Genomic DNA, 20,282 nt, shown 5'->3' with positions numbered 1-20,282 from the left:
TAGTAGAAAGTTAATTGAATGGATTCACAAGAATCTTTACAGAAATCCGAAGAAGAGTTTTCAAATGAAGTAAAACTCAACGATTCTGCGCAAACCAACGATTCTGCGCGAACCAAAAAACGCTCAGGACTAGCGACATTGGCTTCAATCGGAGCCGAAGGGTCTACATTTTCTGTAATTGATTCAATGGGTGGCGTTCGAGGCGTAATCGAATCCATGCTTCCAGGCTTGCTGTTTGTTATTTGCTTCGTTGTAACACGAAATGTGCAAACAACGGTTATTGTTGCAGCTGTGATTGCTGTTTTGCAAGTTGTGATTCGTCTTATTCAGAGGCAATCGCTTATGGGAGCAATTAGTGGACTTATTTCCATTGGAATCTGCCTTGTTTGGGTGTGGACGAGTCACCAAGCGCGCGACTACTATATGATGGGCTTTATTACGAACGCTGTTTATGGTGCGCTTCTTGCTATTTCGCTGATTGTGCGCGTGCCTGCTTTAGGGATTGTGATTGAGTTAATTCGCAAAATGCCTACAGAAAACTTTGGTGCGTGGCTTCACGAATGGCTCGATTATAAGCCGCTTAAGCGAGCGTATATGTATGTGACAGGATTGTGGATTGCTGTTTTTGTGCTGAGGCTCGTTTTGCAAGTGCCATTATATTTGACGAATCACGTTGTGTGGCTTGGTACCGTTCGCTTGATTATGGGATTGCCGTTCTGGGCGCTCGCAATTTGGGTTTCTTACTTGATTATTGCAACGCCGTTTATGCGACTTCATCATAAAAATCATGAAGAGAAGCAGAGCGAAGAAAATCAGCTTAACTAAAATCAGCCTAACAAAACGCAAAACTAGGGGTTAGCTTATGCAAGTGACGATGCGAATCGAGCGATATGCGGATCAAGGCAGATGTGTAGGTCATCTTGACGGACGCGTTGTATTCGTGCGATTTGCGCTGCCTGGTGAGCTGGTTATTGTGCGTATGGATGAGCCGATGCGTGCAAAAGCGCACTTTTTTACCGGTGAAGTTGTGGAAGTTTTGGAGCCTAGTGCGAATCGTGTGGAGCCGCAATGGAAGCTCGCTGGTCCTTTGGCTCAAGGCGGCGGAGTTGGTGGCGCAGATTTAATTCACGTTTCTTTGCCTGGGCAGATTCGTTGGAAGGCTTCCGTAATTGCCAATCAATTCCAGCGTTTAGCGCATATGGATGTTGCGGATAACGATGTTAGAGTTGAGCGAATGCCAGGTGATGAGGAGCTTAACGGATTTAATTGGCGTACGCGCATGGAGTTGGTTACTGATGATGAAGGGCGATTGTCTATGCGAAAGCGTGAGTCGCATGATCGCATTGCGATTGATACTATGCCGCTTGCGTCGCGCGCTGTTTTAGCTGTTGCGGATTCTTTGGATTTGTGGAATCGAGAATTTGAGCCAAATTCGCAAATTCGCCTTGCTGTTCCAGAGCCTCGAGTTGAGGGCTTGGACTTTGGTATTTCTGGTGATAAGTCTGCGCTCCTTAGTGCGATTGGCGAAAATTATGCGCTTATAGTAAATGATGAGTTGGTTGCAGGATCGGCTTTGTTGCGAGAGCGCGTGCGCGTTGCGGTTGATGGTGATTCATCGCGTGCGCGTACTTTTGATTACGATGTTGACGCGCGTGGTTTTTGGCAGATTCATCGCGCAGCTCCAGAACATTTGGTGAACTACGTTTTGGGATTAGTCCGTTCTGCGCTTGGTGGGCGCACTAAGAATACGGTTTTGTGGGATTTGTATTCTGGATCTGGTTTGTTTACGATTCCGCTTGCGACTTTGGCTAATATTGGCGGAGATTCTTCTTGCGCTGCTGGCGCTCTTGGTTCTGCAGAGCCAGCGCGCGTTCTTAGTATTGAGGGTGCGCCGATTGCTGTGAAGAATGCAAGGCGAAACATTGGGCGCGCAGGTCTTAGCAGGGATGTTGTTGAAGCGCTTGAAGGCGATGTTGCGCAAACGCTTGAATCGCAGGTGTTTAAGGCGAGTGAGTCATCTAAGATTGTGCGCCGATTTGCGCATCCGGATGTTGTTGTGTTGGATCCTCCTCGCGCTGGTGCTAAAGCTCAAGTTTGTAAGCAGATTGCGAAGTCTGGAGCAAGAAGCGTTGTGTATGTTGCTTGCGATCCGACCAGTCTTGCTCGCGATGTTGGCACGTTTAAGGAGCTTGGTTACAGCGTTCAGTCTTTGCGCGCGTTCGACATATATCCCAACACTCACCACGTCGAGAGTGTTGTATTGATGTCAAAGGCTGATTAGGTGGGTGCAAGTTTGCCCTTGTGTAACAGGGCTTAGCGAGGGCTATCGTTAAAAGGTTTAATGCGAAGCGGCTTTAAGCTGGGTTCTCGCGGTTTTTGAGCGTGATTTTGCTGTTTGAGGGAACATGTCAACGGTGTAGGGTCGAGTGCACAGGATGTTAACGTTAAAAAGTGCACCCACTTTGCACCCAGCTGGTGAAGGTTGGTTCTAGTTTCTTAACTCTTGGATACAATGAAACTTTTCCTTCTGAACTCTGAAACTGTTGCTTTCTGTGTGTAGAGTTGTTGCCTTAATTTCGCCTTTTTACCATTTTCTGTAATGCCTGTTATTTTTTGTGGGTTTATATCACCGGTATGCGTGTGCGAGTGGTCTTCTTGTTTTGTACTTGTTTCTAGCATGATGTGGTGTATCGATAGGTTTTTTAGAGTTCGAGTACATTGTTAAATATATGCTGAAAAGTGTTGGTGCTACTATGAGTATGACTGGTAGTATTCCGCCTTTGAACGCGCATGAGAGAGTGATAAGAACTATTGAGAATATTATTTCTTGAATGTTCATTCGTAATGATTCAGCTAATGTAATATGTTGCGTTGTTTTTGGTGTGACAACAAATATGGCTTTTCTTCCTGTAAGTGCTAGGAATGATGATTTCATTGACACGTAAAGCATTGAACCGTACAAGCAGAAAGTAAAAAGCATGTAGAGTAGTAAATGTTTGAGCGATACTTTACCAAGCCAGAAGAATACGTCGTTTAGCATTGGTGCCATGAAGAATATTACGGTTGGTACAAGTAGCCATGCTGGATAGTGTAAATCGTAGTGCAGCGCTGGGAAGAATATGATATTCATTGCTACATAGCATGTGAAAAGTGATGTTAATGGCAGGTTGTAGGTGAACAGGAAAATATCTAGTTTTTCAAACCATCGCATTTTAGATGTGAAAATGCGTTTAGTGTAGCATTTCATGAACTCGAAATTACCTTGAGTCCATTTACTATGTCGTTTCTTAAAAGCTAGATAGTCAATCGGATATTGTTCCTCGCATGTTATGTTCGGTGCGAAAGCAACATAGTATCCTTTACTGCGTGCTTCAATTGATAAGCATAAGTCTTCAGCAACAACTTCTGGTAATCCATCTACTGCTTCGTAGCATTCGCGGCTTACCATTGCACCATGTCCTAATAGAGACATGAAACCATAGTGATGTTTCATTGTTTGGTACACAGGCCAGTGGCTGTTCACTCCAATGTGTAGTAGGTGCATAAAGCGGTTAATGTTACGTGTTGCTACGTGATTGCATTGTACGATTCCAGCGTTTTTAAAGTATTGGAAGTATTGTAAGCATCGAATAATAAAATCTGAAGGAATGATTTCATCACTGTCGAGAATAACAAAGTAATCGTAGTCAGTTCGTCCGTGTAAATAGTTGTTGAGATTTCCTGCTTTGAATCCTTTTCTATTTTCGCGGCGTACTACTTCTACATTATGTTCTTTAGCATATTCGTCTACCTTATTTTTGTAATTAGGGTCACTAGAATCATCAAGGATGACTGTTTTGACTGATCCGGCGTACTTTTGTTTTAAGCATTGAGTGAGTGAGTCACCTTCGAAATCGTTGCAAGTACAGTAGAGCATTACGATACGCTTGTTTGCTGGTATTGGCATGCAAGAGACTTTTTGAACGTATTGTGTAATGGATTTCTTATGCAGGTAGAACCATAGTACGTAGATGATATCTTTAGTGCCGTTTAGCCAGAAGTAGATTATGAAGATTGCGTTTAATGCTATGAGAATATCTAGCGTAGTGTTTCTTGTTCCAGAAAAAACGTATTCTCTAATAGCGAATGGTGTAAAGATCAAGAATAGTAGTAACCATGTTATGAGAATAGTTACGTATAGTGATGCTTTCTTTAACATGGGGAAAAGTCTAGGGGGGGGGGACGTTTTCCCAGACGTTTTTATGCGAGTGCTAAAAAATAGGTTTTGCTTGCAAAATTCTGATAGATATAAATACAGGTAGAGTGGCTGACAATAAAACTTGATATTATCTGGAATTAGAGCGTATATAGACATACCAATAAAGGAGGACTATATATGCTCTATGTAAAATTTGATGATTTCGAAGATGTTAGTGTCATGGGAAATGAGAAAGACCATGGAATGTTTATTCCGATTAAGGATGGGAATGTGTATGCTGAGTGTGAACGGTGCGGTATAGTTGAAAGGATCACCTCACCGTGCGAATTCATTGCTAGCACATTTAGGTCAAGAGTGAACTTCAATGAAGGTTATGAACTTTGCGAGAAGTGCTTGCAAGAGGTTGAGTTTGTTACTGTCGCTTTGAGAACTGGAAAATTACCTAATCGAGAATTGAAATAACTGAAAAAGCAAAGCAGTGATAACCGTAGTAATACAGGAAAAACTAAAGGGTTAGACCAATTTCTGAAAATAGCCTAACAATCTCACGTGGAGACTGTCGTATTGATGTCAAAGGCTTAATAGGTGGGTGCAAATTTGCCTTTGTGTAACAGGGCTTAGCGAGGGCTATCGTTAAAAGGTTTAATGCGAGGCGGCTTTAGGCTGGGTTCTCGCGGTTTTTGAACGTGATTTGGCTGTTTGAGGGAACATGTCTACGCTTTAGGGTTGAGTGCACAGGATGTTAACGTTAAAAGGTGCACCCACTTTGCACCCAGGGTGTGAGGTGGGAAATTGAAGTCATAAAACAAAAATAAGGTAAGATTTCACATATAAGGTGTGGTCGTACCTTATTTTTTGGTCTATAACCCGATAATTGAGAAAAATGAGCAATCGTAATAGAGGATAGTCTGCATATTTTCATGTGAATTTTATCTTCAAGATCATACATAATTCGCGATTACATTAATGCCAGGATGAAAGTTGGTGGAAATATCTGGTGTATATGTGTTATAACATTTTCGTTACAGTGTATTAACAAGACATTATAAATGCTTTACAATTATGGTGAGAGTTGAGAATGCAACATTCGTCTATGATGTTGCGGATTTAGCTCTATAGGAGGTTTTACTTGAAAGAGAGGAGATGATTATTATGAAGAAGCTAACACTAGAAGAATCTCGCTCGATTAGAGCTGGATGGATGTGCGTTGTCTGGGGTTTCATCTGCTGGGGATGATTCTCTAGTTCTGCATATGATTATATTACCAGATTTCATTACAACAGTAGATTAGGTTAGTCTCATTGTAGTGTTCTAATTGTAATCTATTTGCGTAATTTAGTATTTGAGAAAATTGATTTGATTGTATGATGCTTTTTAACATTTGTGATTAAATCTGTAGCGTGGAGGCTATGATAGCCTACACGCCTTGAAACTTTGAGGAGCTCAATAGATGGTGGCTTATCCTCATAATATGCAAAATTTGACTTCAGATTGCGGTATTGCAGTTATCAAATCATTGCTAGAAAATTATCATAGATTTAATGAAAGAAGTTTTAAATCGGTTGTTTCTAGTTTAGATATTGAGCAAGGTTTATCTTTGTTTAATATTGAAGAGGTTTTGAAACAATGAAGATTTTTATAGACAAAGTCTTGGAGTTAAAAAAGACTGCGATGATTTTTATTGTTACTCATGATGCAATGTTCGATAAAATTGCTGATGAAATAATAGATTTGGATGTGATTAAGAAATGAAAAGCAAAAAATGGATATTTGCAGCTACCATAGTAATCCTAGGTCTTGTCAGTCTGCTGTATGTAGGGTATAAGACAAATAATGTTCGTTTTGGTATGGTTCGTGATGATTTGCCAACACTAGTTTCAGGAGATTATAAGAATAACGATAACTTATCGTTAAAGCCAGGAGTGTATGCTATTTATGCAAAGAGAGGCAAAGGAGAGATACGCTTTGCTGGAAAGCTGTACAAGCTTGATGATGCTCTTTTTGTGCGTGCTCAGAAACAGCCAGGAAATGTTAAAAATGCTGTTATCTACGAAGAGAGTCCTAAAATTTTTATTGGTGAAGATAGTAAGATTTCTGTAAAAGGAGATCGGAAATTTTTAGTTTCATTTGTTAAGAGGTAATCTTATGAAGATATCTCATTTGAAAAAATCATATGGGGGAAAAGTCGTTTTAGATGACATTTCTTTGGAAAGCAGTGCTGGGCAAATTATTGCGTTAGTAGGCAATAATGGTTCAGGAAAAACCACGTTAATGAAGTGCATTGCAAATTTGATAGTTGATTATCAAGGCAATATTGAATTGGACGGTTCACTTTCATTTGCTATTGAGAATCCATCTTTTTATGACGAATTTTCTGTACAGGATAATCTTAGAGTGTTTGCTGCTTTGATGGGGAGAAAAGACTTTAATTGTGATAAATTATTGCATCAGGTGAGTCTCGACGAAGCAAAAAATAAAAAGTTTAAACAATTGTCGCTAGGTATGAAGCAAAAATTAAATATTGCTAGAATATTGCTCTCAAATAGTGAAATTATTCTTCTTGATGAACCTTTCAATGGATTAGATGTTCTTACTATAAAGCAGTTAAAAGACACTATCTTGTCATTGCGCTCACAAGGTAAAAGCCTTGTAATTTCAAGTCATATATTAGATGAGTTAGGTGAAATTGCTGATATTGTATGGTATTTAAAAAAAGGGAAAATTCAAAAAATTGTTAATTTTAATGATAATCTAAGAATTTATAATGTGATTGTTATAAATGGTGTGGATATTAGTGAATTGCTTTCTAACAGATATGAGGTTTTTTGTCGTAGCAAAGATAACAAAGAATCAACTTTTAGAATTAAATTGCCTAGAGAGGATATTGCCAAGGTTCTTAAATTGCTGATTGAGCATGGGGTACAAATCGTGGAATACAGTGATATTACGCATGATATTAAAGATTTTATGTTGGAGGAAGATGATGATGAAGTACTATATAAAATCAGAAATTATTAAGTTTAGTCATCAGAAGCTTTTCTTATTGTCTTTTGTTTTGTATTTGGCATGTTGCGTGTTTATAGTATTTCAATCTAAAAGAGGTGCATTTTTATCACAATATAAATTCTTTTCAACGATAACTATACTATTTTTAAGCCTATATCAGATATTATCAATTGGTGAATGGCAAGAGAAGAAAATTATTCATCATTATCTAGAGTATATTCCTAATAGGATTAAATTATTGTGTTTTATATATGGTGAATACGTAAGCATTTATCTAGTCGTAAATTTGGTATTTTTGTCACTAAAATACTCGTCTCTAGGGATAGTTATGCATCAACTGCTCGTATATCCGATAATTTTCCTTTTGTATATTGCTATAAATATGAATCTGTTGATATATTTTGAAAAAGTTGGTGTTACAATGATTCTTTCCTTTATATTATTATGGATATTGCCGAATTTGATAAACATAATATTGTCTCAAACATCCGTGTATTCTTTTCAGATATTTTATTATTTATCACCAGACTCGTTCACCGCTCTTACGCCTGTAACTTGTATTATTGCTCTAATGTATATTGTTATGTTTTTCCTATTGTCGTTATTCCAATTTATGAAAAAGGAGTACTGAGTTATGAAAAGTGTAATATCTCGTATACTTCCAGCTATTGTCATAATGTTATTCGTTGGTTTTATTGCATATATTCATTTGAGTGGCTTAAGACCCTCATTTTCAGTATTACAGGAGAATAATATCTCAAATCTTAAAACTGGAGAAGTGCTCTATTTTGGTAGTTCAGGCTGTGGAGCATGTCAGGAATTCAATAAAGTTCTAAAAGAATATCAAGATGAAACGCATGCTAAAATTTATTATTGGGATGCCACAGACACGAAAATTGTGAGAAAGGCAGCTGAAATAAAGATTTACAATACTCCAACTATTGTAATGAGGAAGCGTGGGAAACTGGTAATTTCTCAAGGATATAAGAATTTGAAAGAGTTAAAGACTTTTGTAGAAAGCTAGTAGCGATGAAGAAGATTATTTTATACATTGTTTTAGTATTAAGTCTAATTGCAAATGCTTATTTTATTGTTGGACAAACTTACGAAAAGGATATGACGCATCCTACATTGACTATGTATGATAAGTTAAATAGCCTGTTGGAAAAAAATTTTGTGTTGCGCAATAATGATGGAAAGAAGCTTATAGTTTATTTTGGAAGGCCGGGTTGTGGTGATTGTAATAAATTTGATCAAATATTGGGGGAAATGATCGACAAATATAAAATTAGTGATAGATTATATTATGTCAATGTTGAGAGGATTCACGAAAATAAATCTGAATGGCTTCAGTTTAAGAAGAAGTATAACATTAAAGGTACTCCGACGTTGGCTATATATAATCATAGAAAATTGTTAACAAAACTAGATTTTGAGGAGCATGGCGGATTCTCTCTTAAAGAACTAGAGATGTGGATTAGTAGAAATCTTGTTTCAGAATAACTAATAATGCAAATGCTTGATTTTTATGGTTATTTCCTAGAAAGTGTGCATAGAATTGGTGTGTCGTTACCATATTCTCATATTCCTGCCAACCCTTTTCGTATAAACAAGTATGAATCCTCCCATGGTTTGTACGGGATTAATCGCGTTACCGTACCCTGTTATTTCTTCTTTTCCTCGTGAGGAGTATTTATAGTTTTTGTTTAAAAAACTTAACAGCCATTTCATAAACAAATGTAACAGTTTTTTACGTGTTATATCTTGGCAATGTTGTATTAAAAAAGAGCCGCATGTTTCGCATATCTCCATCGTATTTTCTTTGCACTGGTTTTACCATTCTTAACCATCTTGTTGCTGCATACACTACCAATGGGATTATTGCAAGAGTTCATCATTTAATTACAACAGTAGATTAGGTTAGTTTCATTAAAGTATTCTAATTGTGGTCCATTTGCATAATTTAGTATTTGGGGTAATAACCCTATTTCTATTTGTTATAAGTAAAACTTAGAATACCTTATACATTTTATGTGTTATCAAAAATAACAACAACAATTGTATTGCAAAAAATTATGGAATAGGATGAGTGTTAAACCTAATGATAGGTCTTTTATATATTGTAATTACAAAGGAGAATTTCTATGAAATGTCATATTTTTAAGTCTATTGCTGTAGTTGTTGTAGCATTATCAACCTGTATTTCTCTGGTATCAACTGCTCAAGCTAGTGAGATAGTGGATAACGGACCAAGTGTTGTAGAAAGCAATGTCAGTGATGCGAATATAGATAATTATGCTAAGCGTCTTGAAATTATTTTTTCAAAGTATCTCAAGTTTAATGAAATTAATAAAAAATGGACTATAACACAAGCAGGGGAGTTTTCTCATGTTCCGAAAGAAGTGCTTGAGAATTTAATTCATAAGCTCAATGCAAATGCATCTGTTGGTGAGATTTCGTCTAATGATAATCATGCAGTGCGTTCGAAGGATTATGCTAAATGTGTACTTGAAACTACTGGTATAAGCACCCTTATTGGAGTATTTAATGGTGCTTTAACAAGGTTACTTGAAAATCAGCTTTGGAAGCAAGCTGCTATGTATATTTTAAAGGCAGTTGGTCCAGCCGCATTTAGAGGTGGAGCTGTGGGCCTAGCTGCAAGTTTAGCAGCTTCTGCTATTTGGTGTGCGACTCCGTGGAGTAAGTGAGGAGGATATTCTTATGTACAAGGTTCTTATGTTCGTGCTGAAGTTGGTTATGTTTACAGCTGTGAATTTTATGTTCCTTTACTTGTCGATGGTGGTATACGGCCATGATTTTGGTGTGATGTTCAAAACGTATGGGAATGCGCTCGGTCCGTTTACGTTCATGCTTGCTTTGATGACAACGATGTTGTTGCCTAATGAAGGAACTATTTTTGAGGGTAAGCGGCAAAAAGTGTGCTAAAAAACCGAGTTTTCGTTGAAATACCAAGGAAAACTTGCTGTAGTTAAGCTGAAAAGGCTTAACATTTAGTATTACTTGACATTGAAAACAAAAGGGGCTTAGGACAATTTTTTAGACATTTTGTGCAATCATACCACGATGTTCCATAATTGTCTTTTAAGCCCCATTTTAATTCTGTGGTTGTTGTAAGAATCAATATAAGTATGAATAGCTTGACGTAATTTTTCTGTACTATCACAGTTATGTTGCAAGAAGGTTTTCTCTTGCCAGAAGCAGGCTATCTTCTTGATATTAAAAACCATAAATAGATTCAAAAATGCATGTTTAGAACATTTGAGCCAGTCTGTTTCATTATAACTATTCTCTTTAACTACTCTAATCTTGCGCTCTAAAAGTCCAATACGTTGCTTAAGTGGAATTATTTTGCCGGTTGTTGCATTATAACGGGGCTTCTCCGCACGTTATTTCCATTCGACGTTCATCTACATATGTCATCCAATTTGTTGAGCGTTTCTCTGAAAACTCAATTTTTTCTGTGGTAGAAATCCAACTTTTATATTTATTATGGTTAAAAATATCTTTTTACCAAAACACGCTTCTAGTTTCATTACGTGTTGGCACAATGAAACCTTAGCCTTGTACTCTGAAACTTTTTGTAGGAATCCTGAAACTTTGACATTGAGTTTTTAACCATTAGCTTGGAGCATCATACTATTTCTTATTGAAAATAAGAAATAGTATCTCAAATAACACTTAAAAGATAACATACAAAAAATGACTCTAACATATAGCTAGAGCCATCTGATAATAAACAATGCTAATTACTTAAAACAAGCAGTGCCTACTTATTGTTTTTTCTTCCATCATTTTCTTCTTGTGTATTTTACATTTATTCATTGAGGACATGTAGAGTTTAACAATTAGTATTTTTATGACTGGCATACAAATATGATGCAAGAGTGGTAATAATTGCTATAGCGAACATCAGAGGTATTACCACATGCACTGGCAACAAATGTAACAAGACAGATAGGATAGTCAGAACTATGATTGACGCGATTCTCGTCATCATAGATGCAAGTGACGTTAAGGTACTGAGGGCTTTTTCCGTAAGATTTTGGCGTAGTTGCGCATTGATATCATTAGAAACAACCCAAAATATGGCAACAAATATACTATACGCAAATATTTGTATGTATATATTTACTGGCATTAGTAACAATACGATACAAAATACTGTTGCGCATAATACGTAAGGTAATAGTGATGCCAATTTGTAACGAGCCAGTATTCCACGCATGGAAACGAATGAAACGACAAATGACACTGACTGAAATAGTACGTAGAGAAGACCTAAATAGTGTTGTTTCATGCCAATTTCCAAGAAGAATGATTGCCAAAATTGAAAGTGTGATTGGAAAAATATTTGTGTTGTGGCAAGTGCGCAAAAATAAATGCCCACATTTTTGTTGTCAATAAGTTCACGAACACCTTCCGTAAAAACGTGTTTGATTCTAGTAATATATGCGCTGTTGTCTTGTGGTATTGTACCAATGTTTTTAGCTGGGAAACATATAAAAATAGTAACTATACAAATTGTTGCACCGATAAGTGAACACCAGTATAAAGAAAAACCTATCTGCTGATATATGAATGATCCGAGAAAACCAGAAATAATCATGCATATCGTAGCAATCCTCGTATCAAGCCTTACTAAAGTGTCGACCATTTTTGCAGAAGATTCACCTGAATGATCATAGTGATCTCGTACACGTAAAATAATTTCATTACCAATAGTTCCAGAATCAAAAGCTACAGATACTCCATAAATAAACCATGCAATGGTCATAGCTTGAAGCCCATGTGCGAAGTAAACAATCAAGAAAAAAGTAATGATTAGAAACTTTGACCATAAATAGACGGTTCTTCTCGAAAATGCGTCAGATAGAATGCCACTAGGAATCTCGCACAACGCTACAGCAATACTGAATGCAATTTGTATGGTAGCAATGTCAGCGAAGGATAATCCTTTTTGAATGAGTAACGGTGTAAGAATCGCATGAGGGAGAGAAATTGAAAGCATGTAAATTGCTGCAACGGAGTAATATACAAATATGTTTCTCTGTAATGGAGTAGGTAGTGTGCGCATATTATTTTCCACAATATTTGCACTTCCAGTCTTTTTCTACAGGAAGTTCATAACGTTTAAGCGTGCGTGTGTCAATCCCAATGCGCTTATTGAACGATTGTACGCCTTCCTTATCACCTACAATATACGAGATAATGTCACTCATTGCCATTGCTGAAGCAAGTGCATTATTCGTAAAGCTAGAAGGAGCTGAATAGTTACGGTTAATTAATTCGTACAAATTATTGGTATCGGTTGCACTGCATTTTGCTTCCACACTTAATGCGTTACCGCATAGTGGGCATGCATGATCTCGATCGTAGAGTGGACCTATAGCTGCAATATCATTGAAATATCCAACATTAATAAATGGGACTTCATATTCAGCAAAACATTTCGTAGTATCTTGTAGAATTCCTGCACTATCTGCAGACAATATGCAGAACATTTTCCCTTCATTATTAGAAAGTATTTTTGATAAAGTTTGGTAAGAAGTCTTACTGGAATATGTTTCTATTTCAGCTTTGCAACCTCTTTCACGTAAGGCCTTAGCAAGAATTTCAGTTTTCAGTTGCCCGATATCTGAACTAGTGAATAAAAATTGTCTATTGAGATTAGATTCTTCGATATGATCAAAATCTATTAAGACTATTTTCCTTACTGGGAGTGAAGAAATAGCATAAGAAATAAAATTACCAATACCTCCGCATCCAGCAATAATTATTGTGTAGTCTCCGAAAGTATTTTTCATATCGAACGTACGATTGAAAAGACTATCAAGGAAAAGTTGATTTTTAATATATAATTCCTCGCATTCAGAAAGGTATGTATTAGTAGTTTTTATGAGAAAATTATGGCTAGTCAACCATTCAATATATTCCCACGGAAAATGATTATTACTTATATAAGTTTTTAATTCTTCTAAGCTTCTGCCTTGTAGACAAAAGGCTAGAATAGAAATATAGCTATCAGCAGTTGGTCGATCAACAAATTCTTGATGAGTACCTAGCCCCATGATGCATTGCGCTGCACCTTTTTGTGAGCGAAAAGTTTTTGAAGTAAAAAACATAGAAATCTCCTGAATGAGAATAACGTTAATAACAGCACGACGAGAATTATTCATTCTCTTCGTGCTGTAAAAGATCTATTATAGAGATCATTATTTATTAGTAATCAATCAGTTTGATGGAGTTACGTGCATTCTTATCACCTCTTTTCATTACTGAAAATTACCGCAGCTATCATACGCCTGAGTAAGTTTATTTTAAATTGTTCGGCGATTCTTTTGTATGAACTAAAAAAACCAGAAAATTTTTAAGATAAAGTTGAGAATTCTAGAAATTTTACGAAATAAATTATTTTATCGTGTAAGTTGAAAGGATAGATATTTATAGGATTATTTCCAAAAACACACCCTTGTCTAAATAGCACATACCTCTAAAAGCAAAAAGACACCCCTAAAAAAGAAAAAATCCAGTGTCAATCCACGCCAGACTTTAATTCACGTTCTTCTGTTTCGCAAGCCTATAATAAGCTCTTATTTACAGCGTTTTTTAAGCAACAGCCACCAAACTCTGTATTATTGCCTGTAAATACATTTCGTCAACTAAATTATTTTGTTCATTGCAAATCCAAGATGGAGTAAAAGCTTCTGCTTTACCTTTAGCGCGTGACGCTTGTAAATCACGAGATTTTGCAATTCTGAGAGCAATTAATTCAGAATATTTTCCAGTAATAGATGCGACTGTAATTTCTGCATTAGCTTGATGCAAGCTACTAGCCTCTTTATAGTCATCTGTAGCCCACACAATATTATGTTTTGTGGTTCTATCGAGTAATAGAGTGGGTAAAAGCTTAGGACAATGTTGAGCTAAAACCTGTTCATCAATATTTTTAGAAAATATGTTTTATATAATCCTGTCGCACTCATATATTCTTATCATCAGTTTTTACTTGTTTCGCTTCGCAAATATCGCTAATGCCACATTCAAGATATTGACAGATGCGTAGTAGTGTCTCTGTATTCACGTTCTCACCTTTGCTAATTCTAGCTATGGAAGCTGATGATATTCCAGCATCACGTTTTAAGTCCTCTTTCTTTTTCTGCCTATCAATAAGCAGCTTCCACAAATGCGTGTAATCAAGTTCAATCTGTAATTGTTTTTTGTTAGTATTTGTCATATTATTTCTTTCCCCACTCTTTTCCAAATAATGCATCTGCGTTACTGTCAAGGCGTAGGCATCTGCTGTTTTTTATAATCTCTTTTGCATTACCGTTGTATTTGTCAATTTCATCAAGCGCGATGAAGATTTGCTTATTTTTAATCGTGTTATAGTGTGCGAGTATTCGATTTACTGCTTCTGTTTCTATTTGCTTAAACAGGAAAGAGTCCTCCATTATGACAGGTAGTTTTGAATGTTCTAACAACGCAAGATCGAAACTTAAAAGACTTCTATAACCTGAACCAGTACCAGTATCATCAGCAATCGCATAACTATACGAATCAATATTTTTCAGACTAAGTTTTGGGGGATTCCTTTTCTCGTCAGTAAAACTTTCATCAACCTTTTTCAAGTAATTATTAATTGACTTTTCTATTTGATTAAGAAGATTTTTTGTGGTTTCTTCTACGATACCTTGAGTCTTTTTGAGAGTTTCCCTATTTTCTTCCTTTACCAAATAGTTTTTGTTCGCATTCTGAAGACTTGAAATTTCAGCTTTTAACTCATGATATGTTTGAGCAGTTGCTGCCGTAATGCTAGGAGCAGTAGTGATATTAATTATTTGCTCATCTAGGTGGTTGAGCCTGTCATTAACGATTGTCAATTTTTCTTTAGTAGCTTCGATTTCATCAGTTACTTGCTTAGTGAGCAGTTTCTTAATGCCCGCATGAAAACCTTCAATTTTAGTAAGATAATCAATGTCCAATTCAGGTACAAACTCTTTTAATTGTTCAAAGTCTGCTTTATTAAAACGTTCACTTCCAATAGCGTGATTATTAATGAGAGCGTTTAACCGATTAGTTAAAATGGTTCGTTGCCTGTATATAGGTGTTTGTTCTCGTTTTAACTCAGCGACAATTTTTGCTTGTTCCTCGGTTAATTCTGATGGTAACTTTTCTCCAAAAGAATTCTGAACCTCTTTTAGTTGTTCTTCTAATTCCTGGATTCTTTTAGCATTGTTTTCAAAATCATTCTTACTAGAAGCAATATTCAACTGATAAACAGAAGATGCTGTTTTGGCTGCAGTGAGCGCATTTTTAGCGTTTTCTTCGTTTTCGTTTTTTGTTTTCTTTGTCTTCCGGATCTTTCGGGTTTCGCATCCCCGGTGAGTTTTCCGCTGTGTGTGCACGGGCGGAAAAGTTCTGTGCGCACGGGCGGACAGGTTTTTGCGCAGGCGCGCGGAAAGGCGTACAGAAATCTTATAACCAGTGGAAAGATTGGCTTAATCAAAAAACGTTCCGTAGGAATGTTTCTGAAGAAAATATTCCTTCTTGGGTAAGAAGTAATCAACAATGGTGGTATACGCACCAGACAGCAAGAAAAGCTTATAATCTGCTTGCTATACAAGTTAAAAATGGTACACACTATTTACCTTTCTTGATCCTCTACTATTAGAGAAAATGAGCGTTCCTATTCCTAGTACTACTAATGCTTTAGAAGGTGGCATAAATTCACAGATAAAGAAATTGGTAAGTTTCCATAAAGGATTATCTGAAGATCACATGCGTAGAGATATAGAATGGTGGTGTTACTTCAATAGTGAAAATCCTTCAGATCCTAAACAATTTATAACTTCTGAATGTTTTAAACCAAAAACTAAAAAAAATTATTATTGATGATAATCCAATCGGACCAGCTCATTTAGACACTGAATTTGACTTATATAAAGCTGACTATCATCCAGATATTGCAATCAGAAAAGGGACTATGCGTTAACGACACGCCGACCAATAGACACACTTTTTGGCCGATTACCCTTAGTTTCCCCTACACGCACGACAGAATAAATCGGGCTTGACACTGCAAAATCATTCACAAGCATCAAGCCCAATACGTCAATTGCCGATCATTGCAACCATTTTGGATTCACAGCTGGAATTCCCGGATATAAATTCGTATTTTTCTGAGCTGTCAAATAGAGAAAATCTTTATTAACTTTTATTTTTTTCAATAATTTTCCAGTCTTCCTATCAAATCGTTCGATAACAAAATCTTTCAAATCAGAGGTATCGATAATCGATGGTATACGAACTATTTCATGGTTTCCTACCAGCAAACGATAGTTGACGCCCGCTGACGACTCTTGACGCGTAGTTTTATCTAACAATCGGCGAAGAACACCTGTTTGCGTATCAAGAGTAAACACTCGTCCATTCTCGGTATCAACAATATGAAGAAGCTTTTCATCGTATGCCTGTGCGTTTATGTAACCAGCAATCTCATAAGAGACCGTGGTCGGACCATACAACACTTGACCTTTGCTGTTCTTCAATGGAATTGTTGTTATTTTACCAGTTTTCACATCCCATCGCACAAGAAAATGTTCCTGAATAGTTTTAACATCATCAGCAGAATCGCTGTGTTCTACTGCCATATCCTTTGTGCGATCAGACGATGGACCATACGAATATAAGAAAGTAATCACACCATTGTTGCATCGTGGGCTATAAGCAGCATCAATTACTCCTGTAGATTCATTTTCTCCTTGATATAATTGCTCACCCACCATGTCTTTTTCATGGTGCCGCGATACCTCATTTAGGCCAACATTTGCTTCATTGACCATACGATACAATACAACTTCATGCTTGTCTGTTTGAGCAATTGCATACGCTTGATTACCACAGGTAGAACAAGTTTTAATAAACAGATTCTCTGAAAATTGTATTGTTTGCTGCTTACTCTCACCTTTAGAAGTCGTAGAAAGAATCTTATATGTTGTTTTACCTCTATGCTTCATCATGCTTTCGTCATACAAATCAACAAAACCGCCATTAGCAAGAGAAAATGCAAAATTCTGACGTTGCACCTTTTCTATAGAGTTTACCGTAGGTTTTCCAGCGTTCACTGGTATGAAATAACTATCACGGGAATCTGTATAGTGAAGCGCCTCAGTATTCCAAATTGGCGTTTGGCCTTCTATATTGCTCACCTTATGCAGCTTAAAACTGCCATCTTCATAAACAATTGACATAAATGCGTTGCCATTGGGAATAAGAGATGTCTGAGGGTTATGCAGCGGGATTGCAACAACCGCATGCTGCAACCGAAGATTTTCAAATTTCTCCGAATGAGCAGATACTGTATATTCTGTCGATAAAACCCAATGAAAGACACCTATAGTAACGGCTGCAATTACAGCAATTATACCTATAACCCCGAAAATCCAGACTACTACTCTATGAGTTTTATTCCCAGTTGTGAATGAAGATTGAGGTGCAGCATTACGCACATAATCATCATTCACTCTCTTGTGAGCTTCAGATTCATGAATAAATTTTTTCCACATAATGACCGCACCTCAACTACTGAACATATTGATATTCCCTAACATATCCAGAATTTTTAATATCATATGGCCACACATATTCACCACTACCAGTATCCAAATCAATACCAGCACCATAATAATATGCAGCCCACACTAATTGAGAACAGTTAAGACCTCCCCAATCATTTCTATTAGTATCAGTAATATCTGCATTGTAACCCCTACCAATATAACCAATTGCCCGACGCGCCGCTTTATCGCGGTTTCCCTGGGAAGTTTTTACTTCAAGAATAGAGGCACCGCCGGCTGCGACACTATTTTTCCTTGATACTCGATGAGCATTCTGGAACATCCCTACTGCTTCGACAATATCATCACGATTAACATAAATTCCAGTATGCCCATGCTTCCAAACGAAAAATGATGAATTATTAGAAACAAAAATATCTCCTGTATGACGAGCTCTTGGTAACTGTGTATTCCCACTTCTTACAGAGAACCTCGCAGTATCTAACACTGAATCACGAACCGATTTCTCCACCCTACTAGCAATCGAGTCAGGGCTCTCACCAGTGCGACGCGAGGTCTCCTTTATCTGCTCATCAATTTCTTTTTCACTGAGTGTGTGATTCAGATAAGTTGATATATCCCCCAGTCTTTGCTGATAATTCTCATTATTATCTTGTCCAAATGCCAATGGGGAAAAAGTAAATAAACAAGCAGCAGAAACAACTACAGATAGACTTCGCATTATTATATTTTTCATAATATCTCTTTCTCGATAAGAAGGCATACTATGCATCTTTACAATAGTAAAACACCTTGCTCTTATTGTACGCTTCTATGAAAAAATATGCAATACTCTTTCCCTGCAATCTCGTGAATACGACACCGTATATGTGCGTATTTGTCAGGTTTTTGAAGAGCCTTTTTAGCATAGTAATAACTTGAACGTTTTATCTGAAGTGTTTTAATCAGAAGCTCTAACGGTAATACTAAAAGTAGTTAGGCCTATAACACTTTTTGCGGAGTGAGGATTTCTGATATTAATACGGTTGGGATTATATTAGATTTGTTGGGATTGTATTAAATACAGTTGGGACTTTATTAGCTACGGTTGGGACTCTATTAGAGCGTGGCTAATGCTCGTTTTGTTTTCTAAAACGGGTGTTCTTTAACGAGAAGGGGGGTGAAAACATTGTTAACGCTTAAACCTCAAAGCACGTAGCTTTCAAGGCAAGTGTGGTTTTTACATGTCAAACTGTTATAAAAACGAGATTATTCCACTCTTTTTTACACTCATGATACGGGTCTTAAGAAAGAGCGGGTAAATGTTATAAGAATTTTTGGAACAATTAACAAGATTGTGGTTAATGATTAATCAATAAGACACTACTAATAAACAGTTAAAGCCTGATTAGCTATAGGGCGATGAGATACGTCAATAGGATCCTCATGGTTTTTTCATGACTCCTATGAAGTACCTCTATTCTACTATGGCTGTTTTTCAGGTATTAGAGTCGGTACTTCATAAAGTATCGGCTCTTTTTTGTATGTGTCTTCACCCTACCGCTGCAGGCGGGAAGGGTGAGCATGAGGACTCGTAAAACTAATAGCAACGATCGAGCAACATATAAGTATACAAGTTGTGTTCGTAATGAAGATGGTAGTTATAGTGAAGAAACTATCGAGATTAAGCCGGGCGAGAATGGTGTAACCGTTGCGGATATTAAGATGCTTCACTCAATGGATGACAGCGAGGTTTACTACAACAATAAGAATCTGCGTCCAACTAGAACTGCTGAAGAAAAAGCTGAGATTGAAGCGTGGAAAGAAGAATATATCCGGCTTTTTAAATCTAAGCACGGTTATGAGCCTAACAAGGATGACGTGGATTATGCGGCTGAAGAACATTTTCCACGTAACTATAATCTTTCACTTGACTTTGATGCAGATGGTGAGCTTGAAGTAGATAAAAGCCATCTTGCTGAGGCTCTTAGTACTACTGATGATTATGGTTTTAGCGGTGATGATCATGGTTTTGAAATGTCAGAGAGAACAGAATCCATGCTTTCAGTGCTGACAGATAAGCAGAGTCAAGTAGTAAAACTGATGTTTTTTGGAGGATACACTCAGTCAGAGATTGCAAGAATTCTTGGTATCTCGTCTGCTGGCGTGAAAAAGCATCTGGATAAGGCTCTCGAAAAGCTTAGAAAAACGCGTTAAAAAATTCTAGAAATTTTATTTGGAGGAGGTTAAAAACTCCTCTTTTTTCTTTGCCTGTGATGTGTAAGGAAGAAACCCCTTACAGAAAGGAGGCAAAACTCGTGAAACACAAGATCGTTATTAACGTCACCGGTGAAAACGGTGAGAAGAAACAGGTTCTACGTGGAGCTGTGATGCGATTACCTCAACGGTTTATCCGCTGGCTGTTTGGTGATTACTCGCAAGTCTACCTATTAGATCCCGGGAAAAGTGTTCAGTCAGTTGATGTCAAAGAAGTTTAAGGA

Annotated in this window: 23 protein-coding genes and 1 pseudogene; 15 read left to right on the top strand and 9 right to left on the bottom strand. The window is 37.1% G+C overall.

Annotated elements, in window-relative coordinates; all coding sequences use genetic code 11:
* Nucleotides 1-18: 18 nt before the first annotated feature.
* Together HXT29_RS03415 and HXT29_RS03410 are read left to right on the top strand one after the other, a co-directional pair.
* Nucleotides 19-825 carry a DUF3159 domain-containing protein gene (locus HXT29_RS03415; protein ID WP_422118274.1) on the top strand — a complete coding sequence of 269 codons (807 nt, stop codon included), beginning with the start codon at nt 19-21 and terminating at the stop codon, nt 823-825.
* A 37-nt stretch (nt 826-862) separates the two neighbouring features.
* A complete protein-coding gene (locus tag HXT29_RS03410; protein ID WP_422118273.1) occupies nt 863-2,281 on the top strand; it encodes a class I SAM-dependent RNA methyltransferase in 1,419 nt (472 codons plus the stop codon).
* Nucleotides 2,282-2,626: 345 nt separating this feature from the next.
* Here HXT29_RS03410 and HXT29_RS03405 read toward each other — a convergent pair whose 3' ends face one another.
* Entirely contained in the window at nt 2,627-4,198 is a 1,572-nt protein-coding gene (locus HXT29_RS03405) for a glycosyltransferase (RefSeq protein ID WP_225622771.1), read from the bottom strand.
* A 177-nt stretch (nt 4,199-4,375) separates the two neighbouring features.
* On the opposite strand from HXT29_RS03405, the gene HXT29_RS03400 reads away from it, so the two are divergent.
* The 10 genes from HXT29_RS03400 (at nt 4,376) to HXT29_RS03355 (ending at nt 10,150) form a co-directional block, all read left to right on the top strand.
* Nucleotides 4,376-4,660 (top strand): hypothetical protein, encoded by a 285-nt coding sequence (locus tag HXT29_RS03400; RefSeq protein WP_004113328.1) that lies wholly within the window; start codon nt 4,376-4,378, stop codon nt 4,658-4,660.
* Nucleotides 4,661-5,648: 988 nt separating this feature from the next.
* Complete coding sequence (locus HXT29_RS03395) at nt 5,649-5,828, top strand: hypothetical protein (protein ID WP_205411975.1); 180 nt, start codon at nt 5,649-5,651, stop codon at nt 5,826-5,828.
* Between the two features lie 118 nt (nt 5,829-5,946).
* Nucleotides 5,947-6,339, top strand: coding sequence for a hypothetical protein (locus HXT29_RS03390; protein ID WP_016828761.1), 393 nt, complete (start codon nt 5,947-5,949; stop codon nt 6,337-6,339).
* A gap of 4 nt (nt 6,340-6,343) precedes the next feature.
* Nucleotides 6,344-7,216, top strand: coding sequence for an ABC transporter ATP-binding protein (locus HXT29_RS03385; RefSeq protein WP_415695935.1), 873 nt, complete (start codon nt 6,344-6,346; stop codon nt 7,214-7,216).
* On the top strand, nt 7,185-7,835 hold the full coding sequence (locus HXT29_RS03380) for a hypothetical protein (RefSeq protein WP_422118462.1): 651 nt from the start codon (nt 7,185-7,187) through the stop codon (nt 7,833-7,835). Before HXT29_RS03385 ends, HXT29_RS03380 begins: the two co-directional genes overlap by 32 nt.
* 3 nt (nt 7,836-7,838) lie before the next feature.
* On the top strand, nt 7,839-8,228 hold the full coding sequence (locus HXT29_RS03375) for a thioredoxin family protein (RefSeq protein ID WP_422118272.1): 390 nt from the start codon (nt 7,839-7,841) through the stop codon (nt 8,226-8,228).
* A gap of 5 nt (nt 8,229-8,233) precedes the next feature.
* Nucleotides 8,234-8,707 (top strand): thioredoxin family protein, encoded by a 474-nt coding sequence (locus HXT29_RS03370; RefSeq protein ID WP_004114696.1) that lies wholly within the window; start codon nt 8,234-8,236, stop codon nt 8,705-8,707.
* Nucleotides 8,708-8,997: 290 nt separating this feature from the next.
* On the top strand, nt 8,998-9,123 hold the full coding sequence (locus tag HXT29_RS03365) for a hypothetical protein (protein WP_421777202.1): 126 nt from the start codon (nt 8,998-9,000) through the stop codon (nt 9,121-9,123).
* Nucleotides 9,124-9,348: 225 nt separating this feature from the next.
* Nucleotides 9,349-9,912, top strand: coding sequence for a hypothetical protein (locus HXT29_RS03360; RefSeq protein WP_004114700.1), 564 nt, complete (start codon nt 9,349-9,351; stop codon nt 9,910-9,912).
* Nucleotides 9,913-9,925: 13 nt separating this feature from the next.
* Nucleotides 9,926-10,150, top strand: coding sequence for a hypothetical protein (locus tag HXT29_RS03355; RefSeq protein ID WP_004114701.1), 225 nt, complete (start codon nt 9,926-9,928; stop codon nt 10,148-10,150).
* A 128-nt stretch (nt 10,151-10,278) separates the two neighbouring features.
* On the opposite strand, the gene HXT29_RS03350 is transcribed toward HXT29_RS03355, so the two are convergent.
* From HXT29_RS03350 to HXT29_RS03325, 6 genes are all read right to left on the bottom strand, one after another.
* Nucleotides 10,279-10,452 carry an IS3 family transposase gene (locus tag HXT29_RS03350; protein WP_422118271.1) on the bottom strand — a complete coding sequence of 58 codons (174 nt, stop codon included), beginning with the start codon at nt 10,450-10,452 and terminating at the stop codon, nt 10,279-10,281.
* Nucleotides 10,453-11,063: 611 nt separating this feature from the next.
* Nucleotides 11,064-12,311, bottom strand: coding sequence for an MFS transporter (locus HXT29_RS03345; RefSeq protein WP_020760721.1), 1,248 nt, complete (start codon nt 12,309-12,311; stop codon nt 11,064-11,066).
* Nucleotides 12,301-13,401 carry a ThiF family adenylyltransferase gene (locus HXT29_RS03340; RefSeq protein WP_020760720.1) on the bottom strand — a complete coding sequence of 367 codons (1,101 nt, stop codon included), beginning with the start codon at nt 13,399-13,401 and terminating at the stop codon, nt 12,301-12,303. Before HXT29_RS03340 ends, HXT29_RS03345 begins: the two co-directional genes overlap by 11 nt.
* A gap of 430 nt (nt 13,402-13,831) precedes the next feature.
* Entirely contained in the window at nt 13,832-14,086 is a 255-nt protein-coding gene (locus tag HXT29_RS03335) for a hypothetical protein (protein ID WP_004117157.1), read from the bottom strand.
* A 118-nt stretch (nt 14,087-14,204) separates the two neighbouring features.
* Nucleotides 14,205-14,459, bottom strand: coding sequence for a helix-turn-helix domain-containing protein (locus HXT29_RS03330; RefSeq protein ID WP_004117154.1), 255 nt, complete (start codon nt 14,457-14,459; stop codon nt 14,205-14,207).
* Between the two features lies 1 nt (nt 14,460).
* Complete coding sequence (locus tag HXT29_RS03325) at nt 14,461-15,630, bottom strand: DUF2326 domain-containing protein (RefSeq protein ID WP_422118270.1); 1,170 nt, start codon at nt 15,628-15,630, stop codon at nt 14,461-14,463.
* 59 nt (nt 15,631-15,689) lie between these two features.
* Between HXT29_RS03325 and HXT29_RS03320 the strand changes: the two are divergent.
* A pseudogene (locus HXT29_RS03320) lies at nt 15,690-16,217 on the top strand (IS256 family transposase); the annotation flags it as partial.
* Nucleotides 16,218-16,347: 130 nt separating this feature from the next.
* On the opposite strand, the gene HXT29_RS03315 reads toward HXT29_RS03320, so the two are convergent.
* Nucleotides 16,348-17,790 carry a hypothetical protein gene (locus tag HXT29_RS03315; RefSeq protein WP_422118269.1) on the bottom strand — a complete coding sequence of 481 codons (1,443 nt, stop codon included), beginning with the start codon at nt 17,788-17,790 and terminating at the stop codon, nt 16,348-16,350.
* Between the two features lie 16 nt (nt 17,791-17,806).
* Nucleotides 17,807-18,565: a hypothetical protein gene (locus HXT29_RS03310; protein ID WP_004114709.1), complete on the bottom strand. Its 759-nt coding sequence runs from the start codon at nt 18,563-18,565 to the stop codon at nt 17,807-17,809.
* Nucleotides 18,566-19,365: 800 nt separating this feature from the next.
* On the opposite strand from HXT29_RS03310, the gene HXT29_RS03305 reads away from it, so the two are divergent.
* Nucleotides 19,366-19,998 carry a sigma-70 family RNA polymerase sigma factor gene (locus HXT29_RS03305; RefSeq protein ID WP_422118268.1) on the top strand — a complete coding sequence of 211 codons (633 nt, stop codon included), beginning with the start codon at nt 19,366-19,368 and terminating at the stop codon, nt 19,996-19,998.
* Between the two features lie 59 nt (nt 19,999-20,057).
* Nucleotides 20,058-20,279, top strand: a complete 222-nt coding sequence (locus HXT29_RS03300; protein ID WP_016815920.1) for a hypothetical protein — start codon at nt 20,058-20,060, stop codon at nt 20,277-20,279.
* The last annotated feature ends 3 nt before the right edge of the window (nt 20,280-20,282 follow it).

The organism is Gardnerella sp. DNF00550, from assembly GCF_049262685.1.
GTDB lineage: Bacteria > Actinomycetota > Actinomycetes > Actinomycetales > Bifidobacteriaceae > Bifidobacterium > Bifidobacterium leopoldii.
Note: the sequence above shows the minus strand (reverse complement) of the source record. Positions and strands in the feature narration are given on the sequence as shown.

Bases quoted from the DNA above. Each gene is read 5' to 3' on its own strand.
- HXT29_RS03415 (WP_422118274.1), top strand. From the start codon at position 19: ATGGATTCACAAGAATCTTTACAGAAATCCGAAGAAGAGTTTTCAAAT.
- HXT29_RS03410 (WP_422118273.1), top strand. From the start codon at position 863: ATGCAAGTGACGATGCGAATCGAGCGATATGCGGATCAAGGCAGATGT.
- HXT29_RS03405 (WP_225622771.1), bottom strand. From the start codon at position 4,198: ATGTTAAAGAAAGCATCACTATACGTAACTATTCTCATAACATGGTTA.
- HXT29_RS03400 (WP_004113328.1), top strand. From the start codon at position 4,376: ATGCTCTATGTAAAATTTGATGATTTCGAAGATGTTAGTGTCATGGGA.
- HXT29_RS03395 (WP_205411975.1), top strand. From the start codon at position 5,649: ATGGTGGCTTATCCTCATAATATGCAAAATTTGACTTCAGATTGCGGT.
- HXT29_RS03390 (WP_016828761.1), top strand. From the start codon at position 5,947: ATGAAAAGCAAAAAATGGATATTTGCAGCTACCATAGTAATCCTAGGT.
- HXT29_RS03385 (WP_415695935.1), top strand. From the start codon at position 6,344: ATGAAGATATCTCATTTGAAAAAATCATATGGGGGAAAAGTCGTTTTA.
- HXT29_RS03380 (WP_422118462.1), top strand. From the start codon at position 7,185: ATGAAGTACTATATAAAATCAGAAATTATTAAGTTTAGTCATCAGAAG.
- HXT29_RS03375 (WP_422118272.1), top strand. From the start codon at position 7,839: ATGAAAAGTGTAATATCTCGTATACTTCCAGCTATTGTCATAATGTTA.
- HXT29_RS03370 (WP_004114696.1), top strand. From the start codon at position 8,234: ATGAAGAAGATTATTTTATACATTGTTTTAGTATTAAGTCTAATTGCA.
- HXT29_RS03365 (WP_421777202.1), top strand. From the start codon at position 8,998: ATGTTTCGCATATCTCCATCGTATTTTCTTTGCACTGGTTTTACCATT.
- HXT29_RS03360 (WP_004114700.1), top strand. From the start codon at position 9,349: ATGAAATGTCATATTTTTAAGTCTATTGCTGTAGTTGTTGTAGCATTA.
- HXT29_RS03355 (WP_004114701.1), top strand. From the start codon at position 9,926: ATGTACAAGGTTCTTATGTTCGTGCTGAAGTTGGTTATGTTTACAGCT.
- HXT29_RS03350 (WP_422118271.1), bottom strand. From the start codon at position 10,452: ATGGTTTTTAATATCAAGAAGATAGCCTGCTTCTGGCAAGAGAAAACC.
- HXT29_RS03340 (WP_020760720.1), bottom strand. From the start codon at position 13,401: ATGAATAATTCTCGTCGTGCTGTTATTAACGTTATTCTCATTCAGGAG.
- HXT29_RS03330 (WP_004117154.1), bottom strand. From the start codon at position 14,459: ATGACAAATACTAACAAAAAACAATTACAGATTGAACTTGATTACACG.
- HXT29_RS03315 (WP_422118269.1), bottom strand. From the start codon at position 17,790: ATGTGGAAAAAATTTATTCATGAATCTGAAGCTCACAAGAGAGTGAAT.
- HXT29_RS03310 (WP_004114709.1), bottom strand. From the start codon at position 18,565: ATGCCTTCTTATCGAGAAAGAGATATTATGAAAAATATAATAATGCGA.
- HXT29_RS03305 (WP_422118268.1), top strand. From the start codon at position 19,366: ATGAGGACTCGTAAAACTAATAGCAACGATCGAGCAACATATAAGTAT.
- HXT29_RS03300 (WP_016815920.1), top strand. From the start codon at position 20,058: ATGTGTAAGGAAGAAACCCCTTACAGAAAGGAGGCAAAACTCGTGAAA.